Here is a 21,105-nt window from a genome sequence, read left to right on the forward strand (position 1 = left end):
AACACCTCCGTAAACTCAATGATTTCCGGGAAAACGGCGTCCCCCGGCTCGTTTTAAAAAAGCTTCCCCGTTGTGTAACCCATCGAAAAACAAAGAAGTCCGGCTGCCAGCGACAATACGATAAACAGGAGGGACTCCCTGACGGCGTCGTGCTGCATGAGCTGCACGCTTTCAACGGTAAAGGTGGAAAAGGTGGTAAAGGCGCCGCAAAAGCCGTCGCCCAGAAGCAGATAGGAATTTCCGCTGATGCCCAGCCCGCAAAAAATTCCCAGGAGGAATGCGCCCGACAGGTTGATAAAAAAGGTACCGAAGGGAAAGGTGTGATTTTTTCTTTTTGAAAAGGCGGCTCCGATCTGATAGCGGGCGATTGCGCCGCAGACGCCGCCGACGCTCAGTAGGACGAAATCCATCAGGCGCGCCTCCGTTCCATCCGCTTTGCGGTTCTGATCCCGAGCCACGCGGCGGCAAGGCCCGGCAGGACGGAAGCAAAAACGTAAACCGCCGAAAGAAGGACATTTCCGGAAAGGCCCAGCAAAACAGCTTCTTTGCAAAGGGTTGAAAACGTGGTATATCCTCCCAGCAGGCCCGTGGTGATACCCAGGCGCACTTCGGCGCTCACCGGGAATTTTTTTGCAAACAGGATGGTCAGAAAGCCTAATAAAAAGCTCCCGCTCACGTTAATCAGGATCGTGAGAATGGGACGGTAAAGTTCGTCAAAGGGCAGAGGAAGCTGATGGACCACGCACCTCAGGATGGTTCCGGCCGCCCCTCCGACCGCGACAGCGATATTTTTTTTCATAGATACCCCCAATTTGGCATTTCCATTGCTGCGACCAGGCCTTATTTGCATTCCTGTTTTTACAAACAGGGCCTGAACTGTAAATTTTTCTGTTTTGCGGAAGGGGAAAATAAAAAGCTGACCACTTCCTATGATTCCCATAGAAGTCATCAGCTGAAAAGCAATTTTAGCAGCGCTAAGGGAGAACTTCATTCCCGTTTCTGCATTATAGCAAATTATGACGGATTTTTCAACCTTTTCTCCGTTTGCGTACGGCTTATAAGGAAAAATGCAGGCAGGCGCCATCCACTGAACGGAATTTTATTGCCCATTGATTTTTATAAAAGCATGTTCTATAATAGCCTTGGGAATGAAGTACTCCCGCGGTAATACCGAAATGCGTGAAAGCTGATGACTTCTGTTTGGAAGCCATCGGCTTTTTTGTCGTTGTCAGGCTGTGGTGCCCGGAAAAGGCCGCGGCGGCAGCGCGGTGGCTTCCGCATCATAAAAAACAGGAAGAGGTGTGCAATGTGTTTTACAGTATCTTATTTCCGGCTGAGGAGCAGTGGAAAAAACCGAGGAAGGAAGCTGCGCCGGACTGCTTCAGGGACCTTTATCTTGACCAGATCTTCCGGCCGATCCTGAACAGCAGAAAAGAATACGGGCTCGAAGGCTTCTTCTACACTTCGCTTCGCGACAGCGATACCCTTATCTACCGGCAGAAAGTCATGCGGGAGCTGGAAGACGACGGGCTGCGCGGATTCTTTTCCGATTTTTCACAATCCATCTATCGCCTCAGCCAATCCATGGAAACCATCAAAAAATCGCTCACGTCCGAAAACAGCTATGAAAATCATTATCTGACCAAGGGACGTCTGCTCGACTGTGCGGACAGCTACTGTACGGAGCTTGCCGGGCTGACAGACGGGCTGCGGGACCGGACGCTTTGCTCGGACGGCCTGCGCGGCTTTATGAAGTACCTGGCCGCCTATACCGGGACGGAGGCGTTCACGGAGCTTCGGGGACAGATCGGCCGGCTGCGCGAACAGCTTTCTTCCGTGGAATACTGCATGCTGATCAAAAACGGGGTCCTCCGTGTCCGGAAATATGAGGGGCAGGAAGATCACAGTAAGGAAATTCTCAGGCTGTTCGACAAATTCCGCCAGGGGGACGGGACGGATTACCGCCGCAAGCTTTCCGAAGAACCGTACGCGCAGCATGTGGAGGCGGCCGTGCTGAATATGGTCGCCTCCTGGTACAGGGACATTTTTGAGAATCTGGACCATTTCTGTTTAAAATATCTTGATTTTATCGACCCGACCGTCGCGCGGTTTTCCCGTGAAATTCAGTTCTACCTCTCCTGGCTGGAATATATCCGGCCGCATCGCGGGAAAGGGCTCCCGTTCTGTTACCCGAAATTGTGCGAAAACGCGGAACACCTTTACGACAGGGACGGCTTTGATCTGGCTTTGGCTTCTTCCATGGGAGATGCCGGGCAGCCGGTGACGAATGATTTTGTGTTGAATACACCGGAGCGGATCATCGTCGTGACCGGGCCCAATCAGGGCGGAAAGACGACCTTTGCCCGTGCCTTCGGGCAGATCCATTATCTCTCCTGCCTGGGGCTGTGCGTGCCGGGAAGGGAGGCGGCGATCCTCCTTTTTGACAATATCCTCACCCATTTTGGGCGGGAGGAGGATTTGTCCACCCGGAACGGAAAGCTGCAGGACGATCTCGAGCGTCTTCACGAGCTTCTCGGGCGCGCTGCCTCCCGGAGCATCATCGTCATCAACGAGATTTTTTCCTCCACCACTTTGACGGACGCGCTGCTGCTGGGGGGCCGCATGATGGACGCCCTTGCGAAGCTGGGCGCTCCCGCCGTGTGCGTCACCTTTATCGACGAGCTGGCCGCACACGGGGAGGAAACGGTCAGCATGATGAGCTCGGTCCGGGAGGACGACCCGGCGGTAAGGACTTTTCGGATTACCCGCAGGCCGCCCGACGGCCTTGCCTATGCGATGCACATCGCGGGAAAATACGGGCTGACCTGTGAGCAGCTTTGCGAAAGGCTGAGCGGCGGACTCTGCGGCAGTCATAAGGGAGGCTGAAATTTTGAAAGTACACTTGATGGATCAGGATACGGATTTCAATCCGCAGGAGAAACCCTGTTTTGGGAAGGACACGCTGATCGCCGATCTTGAGTTTTCCCGCATCCTTTCGGCGATGGCGCGGGACGACACGATGATTCGGGAGGCGTGCGGCTCGGCCCTGTTTTGTCCTTTGCGGACCGACCGGGAAATCCGCTATCGTCAGGAGGTCCTGAAGGACTGCATCAACAACCCCGAAACAGTGAGAAAGCTTTATGATATTACGGTTGAGACAATGGAGCGGAAACACAAATCCTGGTCGTGGCTGTCCACACGGCAGAATTTATCCGGCAATTTTTCCAGCGCGGTCGATTTATTGAAAATATACACGGAAATGCTGCTGAAAATGCGCAACGCCACCGACGCGGATATGCGGAATTTCCATTCCGAAGGCTTTAAAAATTTTATCTCCATGCTGTGGCGGGAGCTCGGCGACGATTATTTTTTACAGATTCATTCGCTTCTGAATGAGATGAAGGATGAAAAGGGGATGCTGATCAGCGCCGGACTCGGCAATTACAATCAGGGAATCGATTATGTGATGCGGCGCAAAGAGAAAACGCATTTCTGGCGCCACTGGCATTTTGCCCCGTCCTTTACGCTGGCGCCCCGTGACGACTCGGGGGCCTCCGATTTCGGCAACCGCCGCGCCCGTGCGATGAATGAAAGCATCAATGTGCTGGCGCAGTCGGCGGAGCACGTGGAAAGCTTTTTCGTTATCCTTCAAAAGGAGCTTGCCTTTTACGTCGGCTGCCTGAATTTATACGACAGGCTCCGGGCCGCCGGCATGCCGGTCTGTATTCCCGAGCTGCTCCCGCTGGAAGCGGAGAGCCGGAAATACGATGAGCTGTACGACGTCAGCCTTGTCCTGCTAAAGGATTCGGGAGTAACGGGAAACGAACTGAATGCGGAAAATCAGCGGCTTTATATCATTACGGGAGCCAATCAGGGAGGAAAATCCACCTTTCTCAGAAGCGTCGGGCAGGCGCAGCTTATGATGCAGTGCGGGATGTTCGTCGGCGCGCAAAATTACCGGGCGCCGATACGGAACGGCGTATTTACGCACTTCAAAAAAGAGGAAGATACCACGATGACAAGCGGGAAGCTGGATGAGGAGCTTGCCCGCATGAGCGAGATTGCCGACCGCCTGACTCCCGGGGCTCTGGTTCTGTTCAATGAATCGTTCGCCGCCACCAATGAGCGGGAGGGCTCCGAAATCTGCCGCCAGATTACAAAGGCGCTCACGGACAACGGGATAGAAATCTTTTTCGTGACGCATCTTTACACTTTTGCGGCCGCCTTTTTCAGCCCGCGGTACCCGAAGGTCCGGTTTCTCAGCGCACAAAGGCTTGAAAACGGAGAACGTACTTTTAAAATCATGCCGGGGGAACCTCTTCAGACGGCTTACGGAGAAGACCTGTACCGGAAAATATTCGGACCGGAGGCGTAACGCCCCGCCGTCCGTCAGAAAAAGCTGACCTGCTCGAATTCGGGCGCTTTTTTCCGCTCAAAAGCGGTCCCCTCCGAAAGAAGGTCCGCGGGCAGGCCGGAAAGGAAGGGCGAGCGCGGGGAGGAAGTCAGAAGGACCAGCTCGTCCTGCGCCCTTGTCATGCCGACATAAAAGAGCCGGCGTTCCTCGTCCGGGTTACCGTCGCCCCGCCGGTTTTTCAGTGGGATCGTTCCGTCCTTTACGCCGCTGACAAACACAACGGGGAATTCGAGCCCCTTGGACGCGTGCAGGGTCATGAGCGAAACCGCGTCCGGCGAATAGCTTCTCCCGCCGCTGCGCACGATGTCGCCTTCCCGCCCGAGCAGAAGATTCTGCAGGAGGGAGGGCATTTTTTCGTGCAAAACGGCCATGTTGAGAAACAGCTCCATGCTCCGTACCTCCTGAAGCCCGTTATCGCCGATCCAGGCTTCTATCAGCTTCTGCGGTTTCCCGCTGCGGACGAGAGGCCCGTATTTGCGGAGCAGCCCGGAGAATGCTTGCGGATTTCCCGGGGAAGCGGGGAGCTTTTCCAAAAGCGCCGAAAGGGACGCGGCGCTTTTGTCCGTTCCGGCGTAGTCCTCCAGCACCCGCTGCGTCCGGCCGCCGGGGCAGACGCCCCATTCCTTCAGGCACAGCCGAAGGGAGATCAGGTCCGCGGGGTCGAGCAGAAAGCGGAAAAAGGCGACCGCTTTGCGCACCTCGCGGTCGGAAAGGAATTCATCCCGTCCGGCGACCAGGTACGGGATGCCCTCTTTCCGGAGGCATTGTTCTAAAAGCTCCGCCTGACGGTTGGTCCGGTACAGCACGGCGATGTCGGAAAAGCTCCTCGTCTGCTCCGAAACAGGTTTTTTCCCTTTGGGGCGGGAAGAAGCATGCGCGTCGAGCATATCGATGCCGCCGACCATGCGGTTGATCTCTTTGGCAATGAAAATCGCTTCCGGCAGCTCGACGTCCGCCTCCAGAAGACGTACGCGGGCGCCGCTGTCCCTTTGCGCCTCAAGAGGCGGTTCCGCGGTGTTTCTTTCCGGCAGAACGGACCGGGAGCATCCAATAATTTCGGGGGTGGAGCGGTAATTCTGCGTGAGCCGTACCCGGAGCGCCCCGGAAAAATTCCCGAAGAACCGGTCAAAGCAGCGGGAATCCGAGCCCCGGAATCCGTAAATGGACTGATCCGGGTCCCCGATTACGAAAATTCCCGCACTGTTTTTTCCCCACTCCTGTATCAGGCGGTACTGGACGGGATTGATATCCTGAAATTCATCCACCAGAAGATAGGAAAAAGCGTTCCTGAGTTTTTTCTCCTCCCTGTTTCCCAGCTCTCCGTTTTGGAACAGGTTCAGCGTGTTCAGGAGGATGTCGTCATAGTCCAGCACGCCGTACCGCGCAAGCTGTTCACAGTACCGGTCATAGACCCCCTCCGGGACTTCCTCAGCTTCTTCCGGCAGCCGCGCGCCGCTTTTGATCAGGGAGATCTCCCTGAAAACATCCCGCGGGGACGCTTTGAGCCCGAGGTCCTTTAAAAGGTCCGCGAGAATGGAGAGCGCGTCCTGCTCGCCGACGACGGTGGGCGCTGCCGCCCCCTTTCTTCCGGAGAGAATCTGCAGGCAGATGGAGTGGAACGTCCCGATGTGCATGCTTTTCACGGTCCGCCTGTCCCCGAAATACGCGGCAAGGCGGGACCGCATTTCCTCCGCCGCCCGGTTTGTGAACGTGACGGCGGTAATCTGTGCGGGGGATACGCCGCATTCCCGGACGAGGCGGACGATCCGGCTCACAAGCGTCCGTGTTTTGCCGGTGCCGGGTCCGGCGATCACCGCGACGGCGGAGTCGGAGGCGGAGACGGCCTCCCGCTGCTCCCGGTTCAATCCGCTGAAAGCGTCCGGAGCGGCGGCCGGAACCGCGCCCGCCTCTTTTTTCCGCGGCGGCGTGTTCTCTGCTTCCGATCCCGCCGGGGGGTTGTCCGTCCGGCCTTTTTGCTTTCCCGTATTCTCCGCAGCGGACGGATCGCTCCGCTTTTCCCTGAAAAGACTGGTCTGGCCGGAAAGCAGGCCGATCTCCTGCCGATCCAGAATTTTGATCTTCCCGTATTCCCCGTCGAATCCGGGCAGAACGGTTACCTTCCCGCCGCGGAGCCGGCGGATGCCCTCGGCGACCAGCGGGCCTGCCGCAAGCTCAATGTCGCCCAGCGGCGCCTCGCGCAGGATAAAAAGCTCCGGGCCAAGGCTGCGGATCAGGCCGCCGTACCTTTCCCCGACCTTCTTGCTTGCCGCGGTGAAGCCGGTCGACGCCGCAATCACCTCCCGCAGAGGGATCAGGCTTTCAAAACGCTTGGCCGAAGAGGGAACATAGCCTTCCTCCCGGTCCGCGAGCGATTCCACCCGATGCAGCACCCCCACCGTGATCCTGCCGCCGCACACGGGGCAGACGCCCGACGCGGCCAAGGTATCCGCGGGTTTCAGACACACCCCGCAGTTCCGGTGCCCGTCATAGTGGTACTTTCCTTCCTCGGGGAAAAACTCGATCGTGCCGGAAAACTCCTTCGTGTCACGGTTCTGAAGCGCCCGCGAGATATCCGGGTAGGAAAGGCCGGTGTCGAAAAGGTTTGCCTCCCGCGCGAGGTTCCCCGGCGAATGGGCGTCCGAATTGGAAACCAGCGTGAAGCGGTCCAGCGCGGAGACGCGCCAGTTCATGGGCGGGTCGGAGGAAAGCCCGGTTTCGAGCGCGTGGATGTGCCCCGTCAGGTCCCCGAAGCATTCCTCGATCTTGTCGAAACCGGAATAGGCGCCGAACAGGGAAAAATGCGGAGTCCAGATGTGGGCGGGAATAAAGATGGCGTCGGGGCACACGTCCAGCGTGATTTCCAGAAGGTCCCTGCTGTCGAGGCCGAGAATCGGCCTGCCGTCGGAGTGCAGGTTGCCAATGGCCTCAAGCCTGTGGGAAAGGGCTTCGGCGCTTTCCAGATTGGGAAGAAGAATGACATTATGTACCTTCCGGACCTTTCCGTTCTTTTTATAAATGGAGCTGATTTCGCCGGAGATCATGAAACGGGGCTTCCGGCTGCTTTCCCCGATATCGTCTTCCCGGCGAAAGCTGTCTTTGAGGGTATAGAGCCCCTCCTCGGCCGGGATGAGCTTTTCCCGGAGCTCCTCCCGCCAGGCCGGATGGGTGAAGTCCCCCGTTCCGATCAGGTCCAGACCCTTGCGCCGCGCCCACAGCTCCAGCATTTCGGGAACGCAGTCCTTGCTGGTGGCCCGGGAATATTTTGAATGGATATGAAAATCGGCAATAAACATCGTTAACACCTGCGCTTTATCCTGAATTTACACCTATTATAGCATAAAAGCGCGAAAAACCACACGCCGGACTTTGCATTGGGAAAAATCAGACAGCGGTATCAAACAAAAGCTCCTAAAACATGGAAGTCCCCCTGTCTGTCAGGGAATGCGGTTAACGGACCATACGGCGCTTTCAATATTCAAAGGAAGCGTCATGCCGTCCGCCGCATAATAAAGACCGACGGTATCCCCCGCGTTCAGCTGGGCCTCGCCGGCTAACGTTACCGTACCCGCCCCCAGGACGGCCCTTAAGGATAAAACCGTTACAGCGATATTCAGCAGGGGAAACAAGCCGCTGATCAGGTCTGCGGAGCTTGGCGCGAAGCGTCTGACTATGAACGAAGGGGTGATCCCCGCCCCCAGGGAAATTGTTATGGCCGCGTTCAGGGTGTAGCTGACGGTTGCGGCTATGGAGTATCTTCCGGTTGCCGGAACGGTATAATTTCCCGCAGCCGCATCGAGATTTCCGCTGTTGAAATAAGGGGACGCTGCGGTCCAGGGCTTCAGCTGAGCGTCCGCGGACAGGGAAAGCGAAGAGAGAAGGGCCGAAAAGCCTTCCTGCGCGGCGTTCGGGATTGCCAATGGCCAGATATTCAACATAGCGATTTTGTCAGCTCCTGTGTCAATCGTAAAAGGGCCCCGCGGCAGACGCGGAAAGCTCCTTTTTCTGCATATCTGATACAGTATATTCATTGTCCGCCCGATTTGCCCGGTTTTCCCCGCCGCTCTAAAATCCTGTTAATCGAAACCTAAAAATATTTCCATAAAAGCATGATTCTGGTTTGACAAGCATTTTTCAATGCTTTATAATTGTTTCAATAATTTTTTTTGTTGTTACAAAAGAATAGGATGGGAAAAATGAAGCAGCGGAGAGAACAGATTGTGGAACTTGTCAACAGCGAGGGCGCTGTCAGCTTTGCGAAATTGAAGGTTGCGTTTCCGGAGGTTTCGGAAATGACCCTGCGCAACGATCTGAAGTTTCTGGATCAGGCCCGCCAGATTGTCCGCGTGCACGGCGGAGCGAAATCGGTGGAGGTCGTGATCGGAACGGACGATCTGTTTTATAAGCGTAGTACGCGAAATATGGAAAAGAAGCGTCAAATTACCGAAAAAGCGGTGAAACTCCTGCGCCCCGGAACGTCCGTCTTCCTCGATTCCGGAACGACGGCTACGGAACTGGCCCGTGTTTTCCCCGATGAATCCTACCTGATTTTTACCGGGGGAATCAGCTGCGCGCTGGAGCTGGCGCATCTGACACAGTCGCAGGTCCATGTTCTCGGCGGGCAGATGAACCGTTTCAGCCTGAGCGTGAACGGGATCAGCAGCGTGAAAGCGATTGAGAATGTCAATTTCAGCATCGCGTTTCTGGGCGTGACCGGTTACAGCCAGGAAACGGGGTTCAACTGCGGCGTAGAGGACGAGAACGAACTGAAAAAGGCGGTTGTCCGCAAGTCCGAAAGGGTAGTCGCTTTAATGGATTCCGGGAAGGTAGGCATTGTCAACACCTTTACTTTTGCAGTGCTCAAGGATATCGACATTGTGGTTTCCGACGATGAGCTGGACCCCGAAACGAAGGATTTTTTTCAATCCCACGGAATAGAAGTTCTTTAGGATCTTTGTCTGTTCCTGCCGATTTGGCTGGCGAGAGCTTTTTGCGCGCCCGGTAAAAACCGGCCGGGAAAAAGAATTGTGAAGGAAAGAGCGAGCATACTAAACCCGAATGGATTTCACATAGAGAGCGGAACAGTTTAAGATACGGCGCCAGACAGCAAAACGCAGACACGACCGTTCCCCCGGCGCCGGCGGAGGGAGGACATATGAAAAAAAACACCGGAGGACTGCGCATCGTGATGATGCTCGGCCTGTGCGGGGCTTTCGCGGTTTTCAGCTCCACCATATCGAAATCGCCGGTTTTGCCGATCTTTGCGAAGAACCTTGGCGCGACCGGCACCCAGATCGGCTGGATCGCTTCGGCGTCCACCCTGCCCGGAATCCTGATAAGCTATCTGGCAGGGGATCTGGCCGACCGGTTCGGATATAAAAAAATTCTGATCGGTTCCCTGCTCGTTTTTGCGAGCGCGCCGTTCGTTTACTTTCTGGTAATCAATCCGATGGGGCTGGCGGCGGTGCGTTTTTACCACGGCTTTGCGACCGCGGCGTTCGACCCGGTGGCGATGGCGGCTATCGCGGCTTTCAGCCGGAACAACACCGGACAGAACCTGTCCCTTTACACCTCCGCCACGCTGATCGGCCGGGCTCTTGCGCCGACCGTGGGCGGCGCGGCCTACGAGTACGGAGGAATCCCCACGGTGTACGGGATTGCAGGCGGCGCGGGCATTCTGGCTTTGGCCTTTGCAATCTGGTTCTTCCGGAAAAGCAGAAATATGCAGCGGGCGGAAGAGACGGCCAAAAGCCGGAAGGAAGAGGCCGAAAGGACTTCCTCCCTGAAAAAGCTGCGGGGCATGCTGCGCTACCGGCCCCTGCTTCTGGTCGGGGTGCTGAACGCCTGCGCGTATTTTTCCTACGGCGCGTTTGAAATGATCTTTCCTCTTTACGCGAAACAGCTCGGAATGTCCACCGGGCAGATCGGGTATGTGCTCGGCGCCCAGCTGATCGGAATGATTTTGCTGAAACCGGTGTTCGGCCGGGTGTCCGACCGCGTGGGCCGCCTGCCGCTGATGGTCGTCGGGCTGTTCGTCTGCTCGGGCACTTTTTTTCTGCTGACTTTTCTCAAAGCGGTCATGCTTGTGATCCCCCTCATTGTGGTCTACGGCCTGGGGTTCGCCCTGATTACCTCCGGAACAAACGCGCTGGCGGCGGACGTTGCGCAGAAGGGGCAGCTCGGCGGGTCGCTGGGCGTGATGAGCACCATGATGGACGTCGGCCAGACCTTCGGCCCGCCGGCGATCGGCGCGGTGAGCGACCTGTTCAGCTACACGGCTGGAATCGCCGCGCTGGGGGGAATCCTGCTGCTCGCGGCGGCGGGATGTGTTTTCGCGCTCATCAGGCAGCGGAAAACGCCCCGCCCGGATTAAGCTTTCCTTGACGGTCACGGCAGGTTACGGTATCATATCATAAGAATGACCGGCGGACCGGGCCGGAACGCTTAACGGGAGGAAACGGGAATATCCTATGCAGCAAAACTGGAAAAAGAATACGGTTCTGTTTCTGACAAGTCAGACGGTTTCTCTGTTCGGTTCGTCCCTGGTTCAGTATGCCATCATGTGGTATATTACCCTGCAGACCAAGTCGGGCGTGATGATGATGATCTCCATCCTCTGCGGCTTTATCCCTACCTTTCTGCTTTCGCCCTTTGCGGGCGTCTGGGCGGACCGCTACGACCGGAAAATCCTGATTGCCCTGTCGGATTCCGTGATCGCGCTGTCGACGCTGGCCATGGCGGTTCTGTTCCTTCTGGGGTACAAGGCCATGTGGCTGCTTTTTGTCATATCGGCCGTGCGCGCGCTGGGCTCCGCGGTGCAGACGCCGTGTGTGGGCGCGTTTCTGCCGCAGCTGGTGCCGGTGGAAAAGCTTACCGCGGTCAACGGGATCAACTCGAGCATTCAGTCCGCCATCCTGCTGCTTTCCCCCATCGCCAGCGGCGCGCTGATGTCGGCGGCGCCGATCGAGACCATCTTTTTTATCGATGTGGGGACCGCCGCAATCGGTGTTTTTACGCTGCTTTTCTTCCTTCGCGTCCCTGCCCGGGCGGGCGGCGCGGCGCCGGAAAGCTCCGGCTATTTCGAGGGGCTGAGGCTGGGATTTTCCTATATCGGCACACACCCGTACCTGAAACGGTTCTTTCTGTTCTTTGCCCTCTTCACCTTTCTGGCGGCCCCGGCGGCTTTTCTGACCCCGCTGCAGGTCACGCGCAGCTTCGGCGAAGAGGTCTGGTACCTGACCGCGATCGAAATCGCCTTTTCCCTCGGGATGATGCTGGGCGGACTCCTGATGGCCTGCTGGGGCGGTTTTCAAAACCGCGTGCACACCATGGCGCTTTCCAGCTTTCTGATCGGCGTCGGGGTGTTTCTGCTGGGCGTTGTCGCCGATTTTTGGGTCTATCTGGCGCTGATGGGGCTTGTCGGATTCGTCATGCCCGTTTTCAACACGCCCTCCACCGTCCTGCTTCAGGAAAAGGTGGAGCCGGATTACCTTGGCCGCGTGTTCGGCGTGCTGACCATGATTACCAGCATGAGCATGCCTTTGGGAATGCTTTTGTTCGGCCCCATGTCCGACTGGATTAAAATCGAATGGATGCTGGTTGCGACCGGGGTGCTGATTTTTGTGGAAGGACTGTTCCTGATTTTCAGCAAAAAGCTTGTGGAGGCCGGGAAAAAGCCGGTCTGAACGGACAACAGGACACCATTATAAAAGCGCATATCCTCAAACGGGATATGCGCTTTTTCCTGCCCCGAACGGGTGAAAATTGCTGATTTTCCGGGGCCTGGGAAGCACGTGAATGAATATTTTTACCAAAAAACCGCCGTATGCATTTGACAAAATTAATGATTTTATGATATTATAGAAATCTAAGAAACAATCTATAAAAAATATGAAGTTGTTTCTTGTCGGATTATGGGCAGAAAAGGAGGGCATTTATGATTGAATATAAAAATGTCAGTAAGTCTTATGGAAAACAAAAAGTTGTGAAAGAGTTGAATTTAAAAATACCCGACGGTGAGTTTGTCGTGCTGATCGGCCCTTCCGGCTGCGGAAAAACGACAACGCTGAAAATGCTGAACCGCCTGATCGAGATGGACTCGGGCAGCATCAGCATCGACGGAAAGAATATTATGGAGATGAATCCCGAAAAGCTGCGCAGCCGCATCGGGTACGTCATCCAGCAGATCGGGCTTTTCCCGAACATGACGGTGGAGGAGAACATCTGCGTGGTGCCGCGCCTGCTGAAATGGGACAAGGAAAAAAGCCGCCAAAGGGCGAAAGAGCTTCTGGAGATGGTCAATATGCCGTATGAAACCTATGCTCATAAATATCCGAATGAAATGAGCGGCGGCCAGCAGCAGAGAATCGGCGTGCTTCGCGCGCTGGCGGCGGAGCCGCCCATTATCCTGATGGATGAGCCTTTCGGCGCGTTGGACCCGATTACGAGGGATTCCCTTCAGGATGAGGTCAAGTCCCTGCAGCAGCGTCTGGGAAAGACCGTCATCTTTGTTACGCACGACATGGACGAGGCGCTGAAAATGGCGGACACGGTCGTGTTTATGAGCGAGGGCCGGATTTTACAGACGGATTCCCCCGAGGGAATTCTCCGCGCGCCCGCCAACGACACCGTGCGGGAATTTATGGGCAAGCATGTACATAATTTCTCGCAGAACCAGCTGGCGTGCTCCGACCTGATGAAAACCAACGTGGCAAAGGTCACGCAGGACAAAAAGACGCTGGAATGCGTCAATATCATGAGCCGCAGGGAGATCGACTCCCTTGTTGTGGTGGACCGGGAGGAACGCTATATCGGCGTTCTGCTGATTGAAACCGTCAACGAGCGCGGCAAAGCGGGCGACACCATCAGGGACCTGATTACGGCGGACTTCCCGACCGTTGCGCCGGACACCCCCGCGAAAACCGCTTTCGATATCATCAGCAGCCAGCGGGCGGAATATGTCGTCGTGCTGACGGAGGACAAAAAAGTGGCCGGCATCATTACAAAAACCAGCATGTCAAAAGCTTTGGCAAGCGTTGTTTGGGGGGATGGGCAATGAGTGATTTCTTCCGTCTTTACGGGGATAAACTGCTTGGCGCTATCACGACCCATCTGGTCTATGTCCTGATTTCCGTTTTCATCGGATTTGTCATCGCCCTGTTTCTGGGAATCCTGCTTTCCAGAGCCCCGAAAATATCCAAATTTGTTCTGCCGGTCCTTTCCGTGGTGCAGACGATCCCCGGCATCGTGTTTATCGGCATCCTGTTCCTGTATCTCGGGATGGTGCCCGCCACCGTGCTGGCCGCGCTCTCCATTTACGCGATCTTCCCGGTGCTGAAAAACACCTATACCGGACTGATCGGCGTTTCGGAGCAGTATAAGGAAGCGGCAAGGGGCTGCGGGATGTCCCCGCTGCAGTCGCTGCTGTGGGTGGAGCTGCCGCTGGCGCTTCCCGCCATCATCGGCGGGCTGCGGATGTCCACCGTCTATATTGTAAGCTGGGCGGTGCTGGCCTCCATGATCGGCCTGGGCGGCCTGGGAGACTTCATCTATATCGGCGTCAGCACGAACAACAACACGCTGATTATCGCGGGCGCGATTCCGGCCGCCATCCTCGCGGTGGGGCTGGGCCTTTTGATCGACTATTTCCAGAAGAAAGCCGTGCCGAAAGGATTAAGGGGGGATGTCAAGTGAGCGCGACGATGATTTTTGAACATCTTTACATTGTGCTGCTTTCGGTGCTTTTCACCGTTCTTCTCGGCCTGCCGCTCGGCGTGCTGGCCTATATGAAAAAGCCGGTGCGCTCCGTGGTGCTGTGGGCCGTGGATATCCTGCAGACCATCCCGGCGCTGGCGCTGCTCGGAATCATTATGGTTTTTCTGGGCGCGGGCAAGCCGACGGTCATCATCGGCCTGGTGCTGTATTCCCTGCTGCCGGTCGTGCACAACACCTACCTCGGCCTCAGCAATATTGAGCCCGCCATCAAAGAGGCCGCCGACGGCATGGGCATGAGCCGGACTTACCGGCTGCTCCATGTGGAAATCCCCATCGCCTTCCCGGTCATCTTCACGGGGATCCGGATCGCCACCGTCACCTCCATCGGCGTGGCCGTGTTCGCTACGTTCGTGGGAGGCGGCGGGCTCGGCTCCGTCATCTACCGCGGCATCCATATTCAGAACATGCAGCTGATCCTGTTTGGGACGCTGTCGCTGATGGGGATGGCCGTGCTGTTCGACGGCGTGATGGCCTACATTGAAAAACGGCTGTACCGCCACAGGACCGTAAAAAGCGACACACAGTAATCGTGTGTTTTCGTCGACAGTAATATCAATAATAGAAAAGAGGGAGAAAGTTATGAAAAAAGTGATTGCCGTTATAATGTGCCTGGTTTTGGCGCTTTCCGCCGCGGGATGCGGCTCGGGCAAGAGCAGCGGGGACGAAATCGTCATTATGGACGGTCAGTTTTCCGAAATGAAGCTGATTCACCAGATGGTGAAAATGCTGGTGGAGCAGGACACCGGCGCCAAGGTCGTCATTAAGGACGAGGTCTCCCCCGTCAACGGCTTCAACGAGCTGGTCAAGGGCAACTGCGACCTGATGAACAGCTACGACGGCACCTTGCTGACCACCTATCTGAAGCTGGACACAAAGGATATCCCCGAGGGGAAGACCCTGTACGATTTTGTCAACGAAACCGCGCTGAAGGAGAAGAAGGTCTATCTTTTGGATAAGCTCGGAATCAACAACACCTACGCGATCGCCGTTCCGCAGAAGATCGCGGACCAGTACAAGCTGGAAACCATCAGCGACCTTGTGCCGGTGGCCGGCAAGCTGGTGTTCGGTGCGGAGCATGAGTTTTTCAGCGAAGAGGGCAGCATGAAATTCAACCCGTTCGTCAAATTCTACGGGCTGAATTTTAAGGAAAGCAAGCCGGTCGACCTGGGGCTGAAGTATTCCGCGGTGGAAAACGGGAACATCGACGTGACCGAGGTTTACGCCACCGACGGCCTGAACAAAAAGGCTCAGCTGAAAGTGCTGAAGGACGACAGAAGCTTCTTCCCGGAATACAACGGCGCGCTGCTCGTCCGCTCGGACCTGTTCGAGCGCTTCGAGAAAACGGCGCCCAACCTCAAAGAGACCCTGAACAAGCTCGGCGGAATCTTTGACAACGAGACCATGGTCAACCTGACCTACGCGGTCGACGTGGAAGGCAGGACCGTACCGGAGGTCGCAAAACAGTTCCTTCAGGAAAAGGGGCTGCTCAAGTAATTCAGACGGTATCCCCAATCACAAGAGGATAAAAAGAGACCCGGACCGGCGCTGTGAAACGCTTTTCCGGGTCTTTGTATTTTGTTTTGTCATTCCTCGTCCGGGTAAAGAAAGCTTTTCACCCGGTCCTGGCAGTTGTCTTCGCCGCAGTAATACAGCACGTCGTGCTTCTGCAGAATCGCGTAGGGGCCGGGGGACATCATCAGCGTGCTGTTGCGCTTGATGGCGATGATGGTCGCCGCCGTGTGGTGCCAGAAATTCAGTTCGGACAGGGACTTGTCGAGCAGGGGCGTTTTGTCCGTAATTTCGATTTCAAACGGAATAAACGGATTGATGGACTGGAAGCGCTCCGTCCGGTCTATGATGCTGGAAATGGATTTCAGCAGAAATTTCGTCTCTTTTCTCTGCCGCTCGACGCTGCTTAGAATATCCTTTTTCAGGTCGTTCAGCGACTGGATGTCATTGTACTGGTGAACAAATTTTACGGCGTTGTCATACGATTTGATAATCACGCCGCTGCCCTTGGTCACGTCTACGATTTCCAGGTCGGACAGTACGCAGATGGCGCGCCGTGCGGTTTCGGAAGAAACGTTGTACTGGCTTGCAAGGTACGATCTCGCGTATATTTTTTCTCCTATGCGGTAACGGTTGTCCACAATCTTTGCCGCAATGTCGGCGGCAATCTTCTGGTAAACCGGTGCCGCCACTTTAATGGTGTCCTCCATAAACCTCACCTATCCTGTGAAAATACCTTTCTGTTTTTACGTTCAAAAGCACTTCCGCATTAACAACGGAGGTGCTTTTTTCTTTATTTCTATCATATCACAATCGCGCGGCGCCGACAACTGGAAAAATCAAAGGGAACTGAACCGGATTCCGGCCTGACGGCGGCCCTGCTCCAGCAGCCCGGTACAGCAGCGCATGCGTTCGCAGGCGCATGCGTACGCGGCCTCGTCCCGCTCCGTAAGAATGCGGGCGAGCGCCTTCTGCTGACAGAACATGGAGGATTTGCGCTCCGTGGAAAGCAGCTCCTCTCCGCCGCCGCGGGTGTAAAGCCGGATCCTGTCCAGAGAGGTGGGCCCCTCCAGCGTCACGGTGCCGTTTTCGCCCTGAATCTCGCTTGCCGACCGGCTGGCGGAGATTTTGGAGGCGCTGAGCACGGCGCAAAAGCCGTCGTACTTTAGAATCTGGGTGCAGACTCCGTCCACCCCGCTTTCGAGCAGACTGGCGGTGCAGGTGCTGCTTTTCGGCGCGCCGAAAAGGGCGGCGCAGAGGTAAAGATTGTAGATGCCGAGGTCGGCCAGCGCGCCGCCGTCGTATTCCGCGCTGAAAACAGGCGGGTCCTTTCCTTCTTTATACGCGTCGTACTTGGAGGAATATTTCATATAGTTGAAATAGACGTAGTGAACGGGGGCGATTTTTTTGACCGCTTCCTTCAGGACGTCCAGATCGGGGTTGTAGATCGGGCGGATCGCTTCCAGCAGGTACACATTGTTTTTTTTCGCGATGTCCAGCAGCTCTTCGAGCTGCGCCGAGGTCGCCACCGCCGGCTTTTCCACAATCACATGCTTTCCGGCGGAAAGGCAGAGCTTTGCCTGCGGGAAATGCAGGCTGTTCGGGGACGCGATATAGACGGCGTCCAGCCCGGGGCAGCTTGCCAGGATTTCCAGTTCAGTAAATACATGGGGGATTTGGTACAGGGCCGCGTACTGAGCGCCGGTCTCCGCTTTGCGGGAATAGACCGCGTAAGGCTCGTAGCTTCCCGTTTCCACCGCGGCCTGTACGAACAGGCGGGAAATTTCCGAAGTGCCGATGATTCCTAATTTCATAAAGCAGTTCCTTTCCTGAGTATCCGGAATGTTGTTTAAGCTTAGTGTAGCATGGAACCGGCGGCTTTTCAAGCGGGACCGGGCGCATTTCAAAGCGGCGCCCGGCTTACCCGGAGGGAGAGAAGGACTCCCCCACGGCCCGGGCTATGTTAAACTCCCCCGCCATAAGCGGCGGCTCCTTCAAAAATGGGCCGGATACTTGTTTTTTCTTGAACGGGGCCGTGCCGGGTGCTATAATGCAGGTATAATGAACCGGCGGAAAAGCCGGACGACGGGAGTGGTTGCAGTGACGGTGATCGGCAGGTATTTTACCCAGCTGGATTTGGCGATGGAGGACGAAGGGGCCTTTTCCGGACTGGAAGGGCTGTTTTCGGAAAACGCTTCCCTGCGGCTGAAAGGGTACGACGAAATACGCGGGTGCGGAAAAATCAGGGAGTTTTTTCAGGCTCTCCTGGGCAAAAACAGGGAAATGAAGCATGTCTGGGAAATCGTCCCCGAACAGGGCGGGTTCCGGGTGCCGTGGGCTGCGGCCTGCGTCAGCAAAACCGGCGGCGTTTTCACCATGGAAGGGACGGACCACATTGTGCTGGATGCCGACGGGAAAATCCAAAGCCTTTTCCTTGGAATCGGCACGGAGGCTTAGAAGAGGGCGGCCGGGGGACTCTTTCCCGCCGCCCTTTCGCCGCCGCAGGGCACAAAAAAACGCCGTACACGGATATTGAATCCATATACAACGTCGTCAAGCGCCCGCGGGTACAAAATCCCCTCTGTACAAAAAGGTAAAGAGGCGGTATAATAATATCCGCAGCGTGCCGATTTTCGGTTGTTTATGGAGCTTGCTCTCCGTATGCAGGGGGCGGGGTGTTCCAGCACCCCGTTCCTGCGCTGCACTTTTATTTGTGCCTTGCAACTGAATTATAGCGCGTTTTCTTTTCCAGTGCAATAGAATTTGCTAAATTATATCATTTTATGGAAAATAAAGGGGTCGAACCCTTGCCTCCCTCTTAGAGGGATTTGTTTCGGGGTCCTCTAAAACCGATTTAACGGTAAGCTGACTGGAAGTGCCGCCGCAGGCGCGTCCCGACCGCATGGTCCGGGCCTCAGAACCCGACCAGCAGGCCGCCGTTCTCCGTGTAATAGCTGGTCAGCCCCCGCGTCTGCTGAATCGTGATCTTGGTGGTCAGGCAGACGTGTGCAATCAGCTCCTTCAGGCGCTGTGCGCCCTTGGGATTGTTGCAGTGGCTGATAACGACGGGCCTGCCCGCCATGTCTTTCAGCTTGTTCATGGTTTCCACGATCTGCAGGATCGCGCGTTCCTCGCCGCGCGGCTTGTGCAGCACCTTGATCTCGCCCTCCGGCGTGTTGGAGGCCACCGCGCGGATGCCGAGCGAGTTGGCCAGAATCCCCGCCACACGGGACATGCGCCCCGACTTGATCAGGTTGTCGTAGGAACCGAGCGCGAACAGCAGAAACAGGCTGCGGGAGTACGCTTCCGCCTGTTTGACGACTTCGTCGAAGCCCAGCCCGGAGGAAATCAGCTCCGCCGCTTTTCTCAGAATCAGCACCAGCCCCCCGGCGGTGGAACGGGAATCGATCACGTGGATTTTCTTCCAGGGAAATTCCTCCAGAACCATGTCCCTTGCGACAAGGGCGCTGTTGTAGGTGCCGCTCAGCGCGCTGGTCATCGTCACCGCCAGGGTGCAGTCGCTTTTCCGGAATTCGGTCGCCCACTCTTCCGGCGACGGGCACGCCGACGAGGACGGCCCCTTGTAATTTTTCATCTGGGCCAGCATGATGTTTACATTCAGCGAATCATCGTCAGTGTACTCGGTGCCGCCCACGATGAGCTTCAGGGGTACGGTCGCAAAGTGCAGGCCGTAATCCTGGAACGCGTTTTGGGGCAAGTCGCAGGAGCTGTCTGAAAGGATACTCCAGGTCATAAAAGCACTCCTATAATTTCAAATTATCATATAGTTTTCAAAACTATATATTTTAGTCTATAATATCATAGTACATAGCAAGCATTAATTCTTGTTTAGAAGATTAAATAATTTCTCCCGCCTGCGGAAAAACGCGGCCGCCGCGGGCAAAACCGCGCAGAGTTGCAAAATCTCTCCGATAAGCTTATAATATCTGTCGAACCTACAAATATGATAACCGGAGTTGAGTTCTATGTACGATGAAATTGCGGCGCAGGCGAAAACAGCCGTCTGCGAATTGATAAAAGCCGCGGGACTGACCGCGGGAAATATCCTGGTCGTGGGCTGTTCCTCCAGCGAAATCGGCGGGCACGATATCGGCTCGTCCTCCAGCGTGGAAATCGCCAACGCGGTGTTTCACGCCGTTTACCCCGTTTTGAAGGAAAAGGGGATTTATCTGGCCGCCCAGTGCTGCGAGCATCTGAACCGCGCGATCATTATTGAAAAAGAGGCGGCGGTCAGGGACCGGCTGGAAATCGTCAACGCCGTTCCGCGCCCGAAGGCCGGCGGTTCCTTTGCCACGGCGGCTTACTCGAACTTTGAGCATCCGGTGGCGGTGGAGGAAGTCACCGCGCAGGCGGGAATCGATATCGGCGGCACGCTGATCGGCATGCACCTTGCCAGAGTGGCGGTGCCGGTGCGCCTTTCCGTGCGCAGAATCGGCGAAGCCAACGTGACCAGCGCGCGCACCCGGCCGAAATATATCGGCGGCGAACGCGCGAATTACGACGAAAGCCTGAAATAAGGAAAGTATTTCCTCACGTAAAAACAGCGCCTTCCGTAAAAACTAAGGGTAAATTCTTTATTTACTGACGTTTGGGGAGGCGTTTTGCTTTGGGGACCTTTTATGAGAACAACCCGGATTTACGGGGATATTTTGAGAATCTGCCCATCGACGTGAAAAACAGGATTCTAAAATCGGGCGTGGAGATTTCCACACTGGGCGAGCTGATGCAGGCCGCGGAGCATATTCGGGAAACAAATGGATAATCCTGTAAATCCTGCGAAAACTATTCCCGGAGGTGAGTCCGATGAAAGGCAAGTACAGCGGTTTATACGAGCTGATCGAAGAGGACAGCGAAGCCGGTGAATACTTTGACAACCTGCCCGAATATGTGCAGGAATCCATCAGCGCGCGGGAGGAGAACATCAATTCCTTCGCAAGCCTTCGCGATTACGCTGAAAATCTGATGCGGGACGATGAATAACAGCGGCGGGGTGAAGAAACACCCCGCCCTTTTCCTTTTTGTTCCGTTTGACAACCGTGCTTTTCTATGCTACAATAGTAAAAATATATTTTTACACGCAGGGACGGAGAAAGTAACCCTTCCGAAGGCATACAGAGAAGCTTTTGCGGTTTTGCCGCGCTGAAAGAAAGCGGGCGGGAGGCCGGGCGAAAATGGCTCCTGAGCGGCGCACCGAGACCGGATTTCCGGTTTAGGCTGCGACGGGATTTCCCGTTACAGAAAGCGGGTATAGGCGGTGTCCGACACTGTAATACCCTGAGAGGCCCGTTTCGCAAGGGACGGGTGAATTTGAAGTGGTAACACGGGATCTGGAATCTCGTCTTCATCGGGCACGGCGCCTGTGAAGGCGGGTTTTTTTATTTTCCGGGGCA

General features: G+C 55.8%; 20 protein-coding genes and 2 riboswitches. Of the genes, 13 read left to right on the forward strand and 7 right to left on the reverse strand.

What is annotated here, in order from left to right:
* Nucleotides 1–53 precede the first annotated feature (53 nt).
* Together crcB and VXK30_RS00325 are read right to left on the reverse strand one after the other, a co-directional pair.
* On the reverse strand, nt 54–410 hold the full coding sequence (gene crcB / locus VXK30_RS00320) for a fluoride efflux transporter CrcB (protein WP_275715015.1): 357 nt from the start codon (nt 408–410) through the stop codon (nt 54–56).
* On the reverse strand, nt 410–799 hold the full coding sequence (locus VXK30_RS00325; protein ID WP_275715013.1) for a fluoride efflux transporter FluC: 390 nt from the start codon (nt 797–799) through the stop codon (nt 410–412). The genes crcB and VXK30_RS00325 overlap by 1 nt, the downstream gene beginning before the upstream one ends.
* A 133-nt stretch (nt 800–932) precedes the next feature.
* Nucleotides 933–1,004: riboswitch (Fluoride riboswitch) on the reverse strand.
* 131 nt (nt 1,005–1,135) lie between these two features.
* Nucleotides 1,136–1,206: riboswitch (Fluoride riboswitch) on the forward strand.
* On the opposite strand from VXK30_RS00325, the gene VXK30_RS00330 reads away from it, so the two are divergent.
* Together VXK30_RS00330 and VXK30_RS00335 are read left to right on the forward strand one after the other, a co-directional pair.
* Nucleotides 1,180–2,886, forward strand: coding sequence for a MutS-related protein (locus VXK30_RS00330; protein ID WP_275715011.1), 1,707 nt, complete (start codon nt 1,180–1,182; stop codon nt 2,884–2,886). Its footprint overlaps the riboswitch before it by 27 nt.
* A gap of 4 nt (nt 2,887–2,890) precedes the next feature.
* The gene (locus VXK30_RS00335) at nt 2,891–4,375 is read left to right on the forward strand and encodes a MutS-related protein (RefSeq protein WP_275715009.1); all 1,485 of its coding nucleotides are present in this window, start codon (nt 2,891–2,893) and stop codon (nt 4,373–4,375) included.
* A gap of 14 nt (nt 4,376–4,389) precedes the next feature.
* Here the strand turns inward: VXK30_RS00335 and VXK30_RS00340 are convergent, their stop codons facing one another.
* Together VXK30_RS00340 and VXK30_RS00345 are read right to left on the reverse strand one after the other, a co-directional pair.
* Complete coding sequence (locus VXK30_RS00340; RefSeq protein WP_275715173.1) at nt 4,390–7,707, reverse strand: UvrD-helicase domain-containing protein; 3,318 nt, start codon at nt 7,705–7,707, stop codon at nt 4,390–4,392.
* A gap of 141 nt (nt 7,708–7,848) precedes the next feature.
* Nucleotides 7,849–8,349 (reverse strand): hypothetical protein, encoded by a 501-nt coding sequence (locus VXK30_RS00345; RefSeq protein ID WP_275715007.1) that lies wholly within the window; start codon nt 8,347–8,349, stop codon nt 7,849–7,851.
* Nucleotides 8,350–8,607: 258 nt separating this feature from the next.
* Between VXK30_RS00345 and VXK30_RS00350 the strand changes: the two genes are divergently transcribed.
* From VXK30_RS00350 to VXK30_RS00380, 7 genes are all read left to right on the forward strand, one after another.
* Complete coding sequence (locus tag VXK30_RS00350) at nt 8,608–9,360, forward strand: DeoR/GlpR family DNA-binding transcription regulator (RefSeq protein WP_275715005.1); 753 nt, start codon at nt 8,608–8,610, stop codon at nt 9,358–9,360.
* Nucleotides 9,361–9,566: 206 nt separating this feature from the next.
* A complete protein-coding gene (locus VXK30_RS00355) occupies nt 9,567–10,784 on the forward strand; it encodes an MFS transporter (protein ID WP_275715003.1) in 1,218 nt (405 codons plus the stop codon).
* Nucleotides 10,785–10,881: 97 nt separating this feature from the next.
* On the forward strand, nt 10,882–12,096 hold the full coding sequence (locus VXK30_RS00360) for an MFS transporter (RefSeq protein ID WP_275715001.1): 1,215 nt from the start codon (nt 10,882–10,884) through the stop codon (nt 12,094–12,096).
* 251 nt (nt 12,097–12,347) lie between these two features.
* Complete coding sequence (locus VXK30_RS00365) at nt 12,348–13,469, forward strand: ABC transporter ATP-binding protein (protein WP_275714999.1); 1,122 nt, start codon at nt 12,348–12,350, stop codon at nt 13,467–13,469.
* Nucleotides 13,466–14,104 (forward strand): ABC transporter permease, encoded by a 639-nt coding sequence (locus VXK30_RS00370; RefSeq protein WP_275714997.1) that lies wholly within the window; start codon nt 13,466–13,468, stop codon nt 14,102–14,104. The genes VXK30_RS00365 and VXK30_RS00370 overlap by 4 nt, the downstream gene beginning before the upstream one ends.
* Entirely contained in the window at nt 14,101–14,712 is a 612-nt protein-coding gene (locus VXK30_RS00375; RefSeq protein ID WP_275714995.1) for an ABC transporter permease, read from the forward strand. Before VXK30_RS00370 ends, VXK30_RS00375 begins: the two co-directional genes overlap by 4 nt.
* Before the next feature lie 52 nt (nt 14,713–14,764).
* On the forward strand, nt 14,765–15,679 hold the full coding sequence (locus tag VXK30_RS00380) for a glycine betaine ABC transporter substrate-binding protein (RefSeq protein WP_275714993.1): 915 nt from the start codon (nt 14,765–14,767) through the stop codon (nt 15,677–15,679).
* An 89-nt stretch (nt 15,680–15,768) separates the two neighbouring features.
* Here VXK30_RS00380 and VXK30_RS00385 read toward each other — a convergent pair whose 3' ends face one another.
* Nucleotides 15,769–16,404 (reverse strand): TrkA C-terminal domain-containing protein, encoded by a 636-nt coding sequence (locus tag VXK30_RS00385; RefSeq protein ID WP_275714991.1) that lies wholly within the window; start codon nt 16,402–16,404, stop codon nt 15,769–15,771.
* A 129-nt stretch (nt 16,405–16,533) separates the two neighbouring features.
* Nucleotides 16,534–17,508, reverse strand: a complete 975-nt coding sequence (locus tag VXK30_RS00390; RefSeq protein ID WP_275714989.1) for a Gfo/Idh/MocA family protein — start codon at nt 17,506–17,508, stop codon at nt 16,534–16,536.
* A gap of 247 nt (nt 17,509–17,755) precedes the next feature.
* On the opposite strand from VXK30_RS00390, the gene VXK30_RS00395 reads away from it, so the two are divergent.
* Entirely contained in the window at nt 17,756–18,151 is a 396-nt protein-coding gene (locus VXK30_RS00395) for a nuclear transport factor 2 family protein (RefSeq protein WP_275714987.1), read from the forward strand.
* Between the two features lie 457 nt (nt 18,152–18,608).
* On the opposite strand, the gene VXK30_RS00400 is transcribed toward VXK30_RS00395, so the two are convergent.
* The gene (locus tag VXK30_RS00400; RefSeq protein ID WP_275714985.1) at nt 18,609–19,448 is read right to left on the reverse strand and encodes a DegV family protein; all 840 of its coding nucleotides are present in this window, start codon (nt 19,446–19,448) and stop codon (nt 18,609–18,611) included.
* Between the two features lie 232 nt (nt 19,449–19,680).
* Between VXK30_RS00400 and VXK30_RS00405 the strand changes: the two genes are divergently transcribed.
* The 3 genes from VXK30_RS00405 (at nt 19,681) to VXK30_RS00415 (ending at nt 20,695) form a co-directional block, all read left to right on the forward strand.
* Nucleotides 19,681–20,232, forward strand: coding sequence for a TIGR01440 family protein (locus tag VXK30_RS00405; RefSeq protein ID WP_275714983.1), 552 nt, complete (start codon nt 19,681–19,683; stop codon nt 20,230–20,232).
* 89 nt (nt 20,233–20,321) lie between these two features.
* Nucleotides 20,322–20,477, forward strand: coding sequence for a hypothetical protein (locus VXK30_RS00410; protein ID WP_275714981.1), 156 nt, complete (start codon nt 20,322–20,324; stop codon nt 20,475–20,477).
* A gap of 41 nt (nt 20,478–20,518) precedes the next feature.
* A complete protein-coding gene (locus VXK30_RS00415) occupies nt 20,519–20,695 on the forward strand; it encodes a hypothetical protein (protein WP_275714979.1) in 177 nt (58 codons plus the stop codon).
* Nucleotides 20,696–21,105 lie beyond the last annotated feature (410 nt).

The organism is Caproiciproducens sp. CPB-2 (genome assembly GCF_036287215.1).
Classification (GTDB): Bacteria; Bacillota; Clostridia; order Oscillospirales; family Acutalibacteraceae; genus Caproiciproducens.

Bases quoted from the DNA above. Each gene is read 5' to 3' on its own strand.
- crcB (WP_275715015.1), bottom strand. From the start codon at position 410: ATGGATTTCGTCCTACTGAGCGTCGGCGGCGTCTGCGGCGCAATCGCC.
- VXK30_RS00325 (WP_275715013.1), bottom strand. From the start codon at position 799: ATGAAAAAAAATATCGCTGTCGCGGTCGGAGGGGCGGCCGGAACCATC.
- VXK30_RS00340 (WP_275715173.1), bottom strand. From the start codon at position 7,707: ATGTTTATTGCCGATTTTCATATCCATTCAAAATATTCCCGGGCCACC.
- VXK30_RS00345 (WP_275715007.1), bottom strand. From the start codon at position 8,349: ATGTTGAATATCTGGCCATTGGCAATCCCGAACGCCGCGCAGGAAGGC.
- VXK30_RS00350 (WP_275715005.1), top strand. From the start codon at position 8,608: ATGAAGCAGCGGAGAGAACAGATTGTGGAACTTGTCAACAGCGAGGGC.
- VXK30_RS00355 (WP_275715003.1), top strand. From the start codon at position 9,567: ATGAAAAAAAACACCGGAGGACTGCGCATCGTGATGATGCTCGGCCTG.
- VXK30_RS00360 (WP_275715001.1), top strand. From the start codon at position 10,882: ATGCAGCAAAACTGGAAAAAGAATACGGTTCTGTTTCTGACAAGTCAG.
- VXK30_RS00365 (WP_275714999.1), top strand. From the start codon at position 12,348: ATGATTGAATATAAAAATGTCAGTAAGTCTTATGGAAAACAAAAAGTT.
- VXK30_RS00370 (WP_275714997.1), top strand. From the start codon at position 13,466: ATGAGTGATTTCTTCCGTCTTTACGGGGATAAACTGCTTGGCGCTATC.
- VXK30_RS00380 (WP_275714993.1), top strand. From the start codon at position 14,765: ATGAAAAAAGTGATTGCCGTTATAATGTGCCTGGTTTTGGCGCTTTCC.
- VXK30_RS00385 (WP_275714991.1), bottom strand. From the start codon at position 16,404: ATGGAGGACACCATTAAAGTGGCGGCACCGGTTTACCAGAAGATTGCC.
- VXK30_RS00390 (WP_275714989.1), bottom strand. From the start codon at position 17,508: ATGAAATTAGGAATCATCGGCACTTCGGAAATTTCCCGCCTGTTCGTA.
- VXK30_RS00395 (WP_275714987.1), top strand. From the start codon at position 17,756: ATGAACCGGCGGAAAAGCCGGACGACGGGAGTGGTTGCAGTGACGGTG.
- VXK30_RS00400 (WP_275714985.1), bottom strand. From the start codon at position 19,448: ATGACCTGGAGTATCCTTTCAGACAGCTCCTGCGACTTGCCCCAAAAC.
- VXK30_RS00405 (WP_275714983.1), top strand. From the start codon at position 19,681: ATGTACGATGAAATTGCGGCGCAGGCGAAAACAGCCGTCTGCGAATTG.
- VXK30_RS00415 (WP_275714979.1), top strand. From the start codon at position 20,519: ATGAAAGGCAAGTACAGCGGTTTATACGAGCTGATCGAAGAGGACAGC.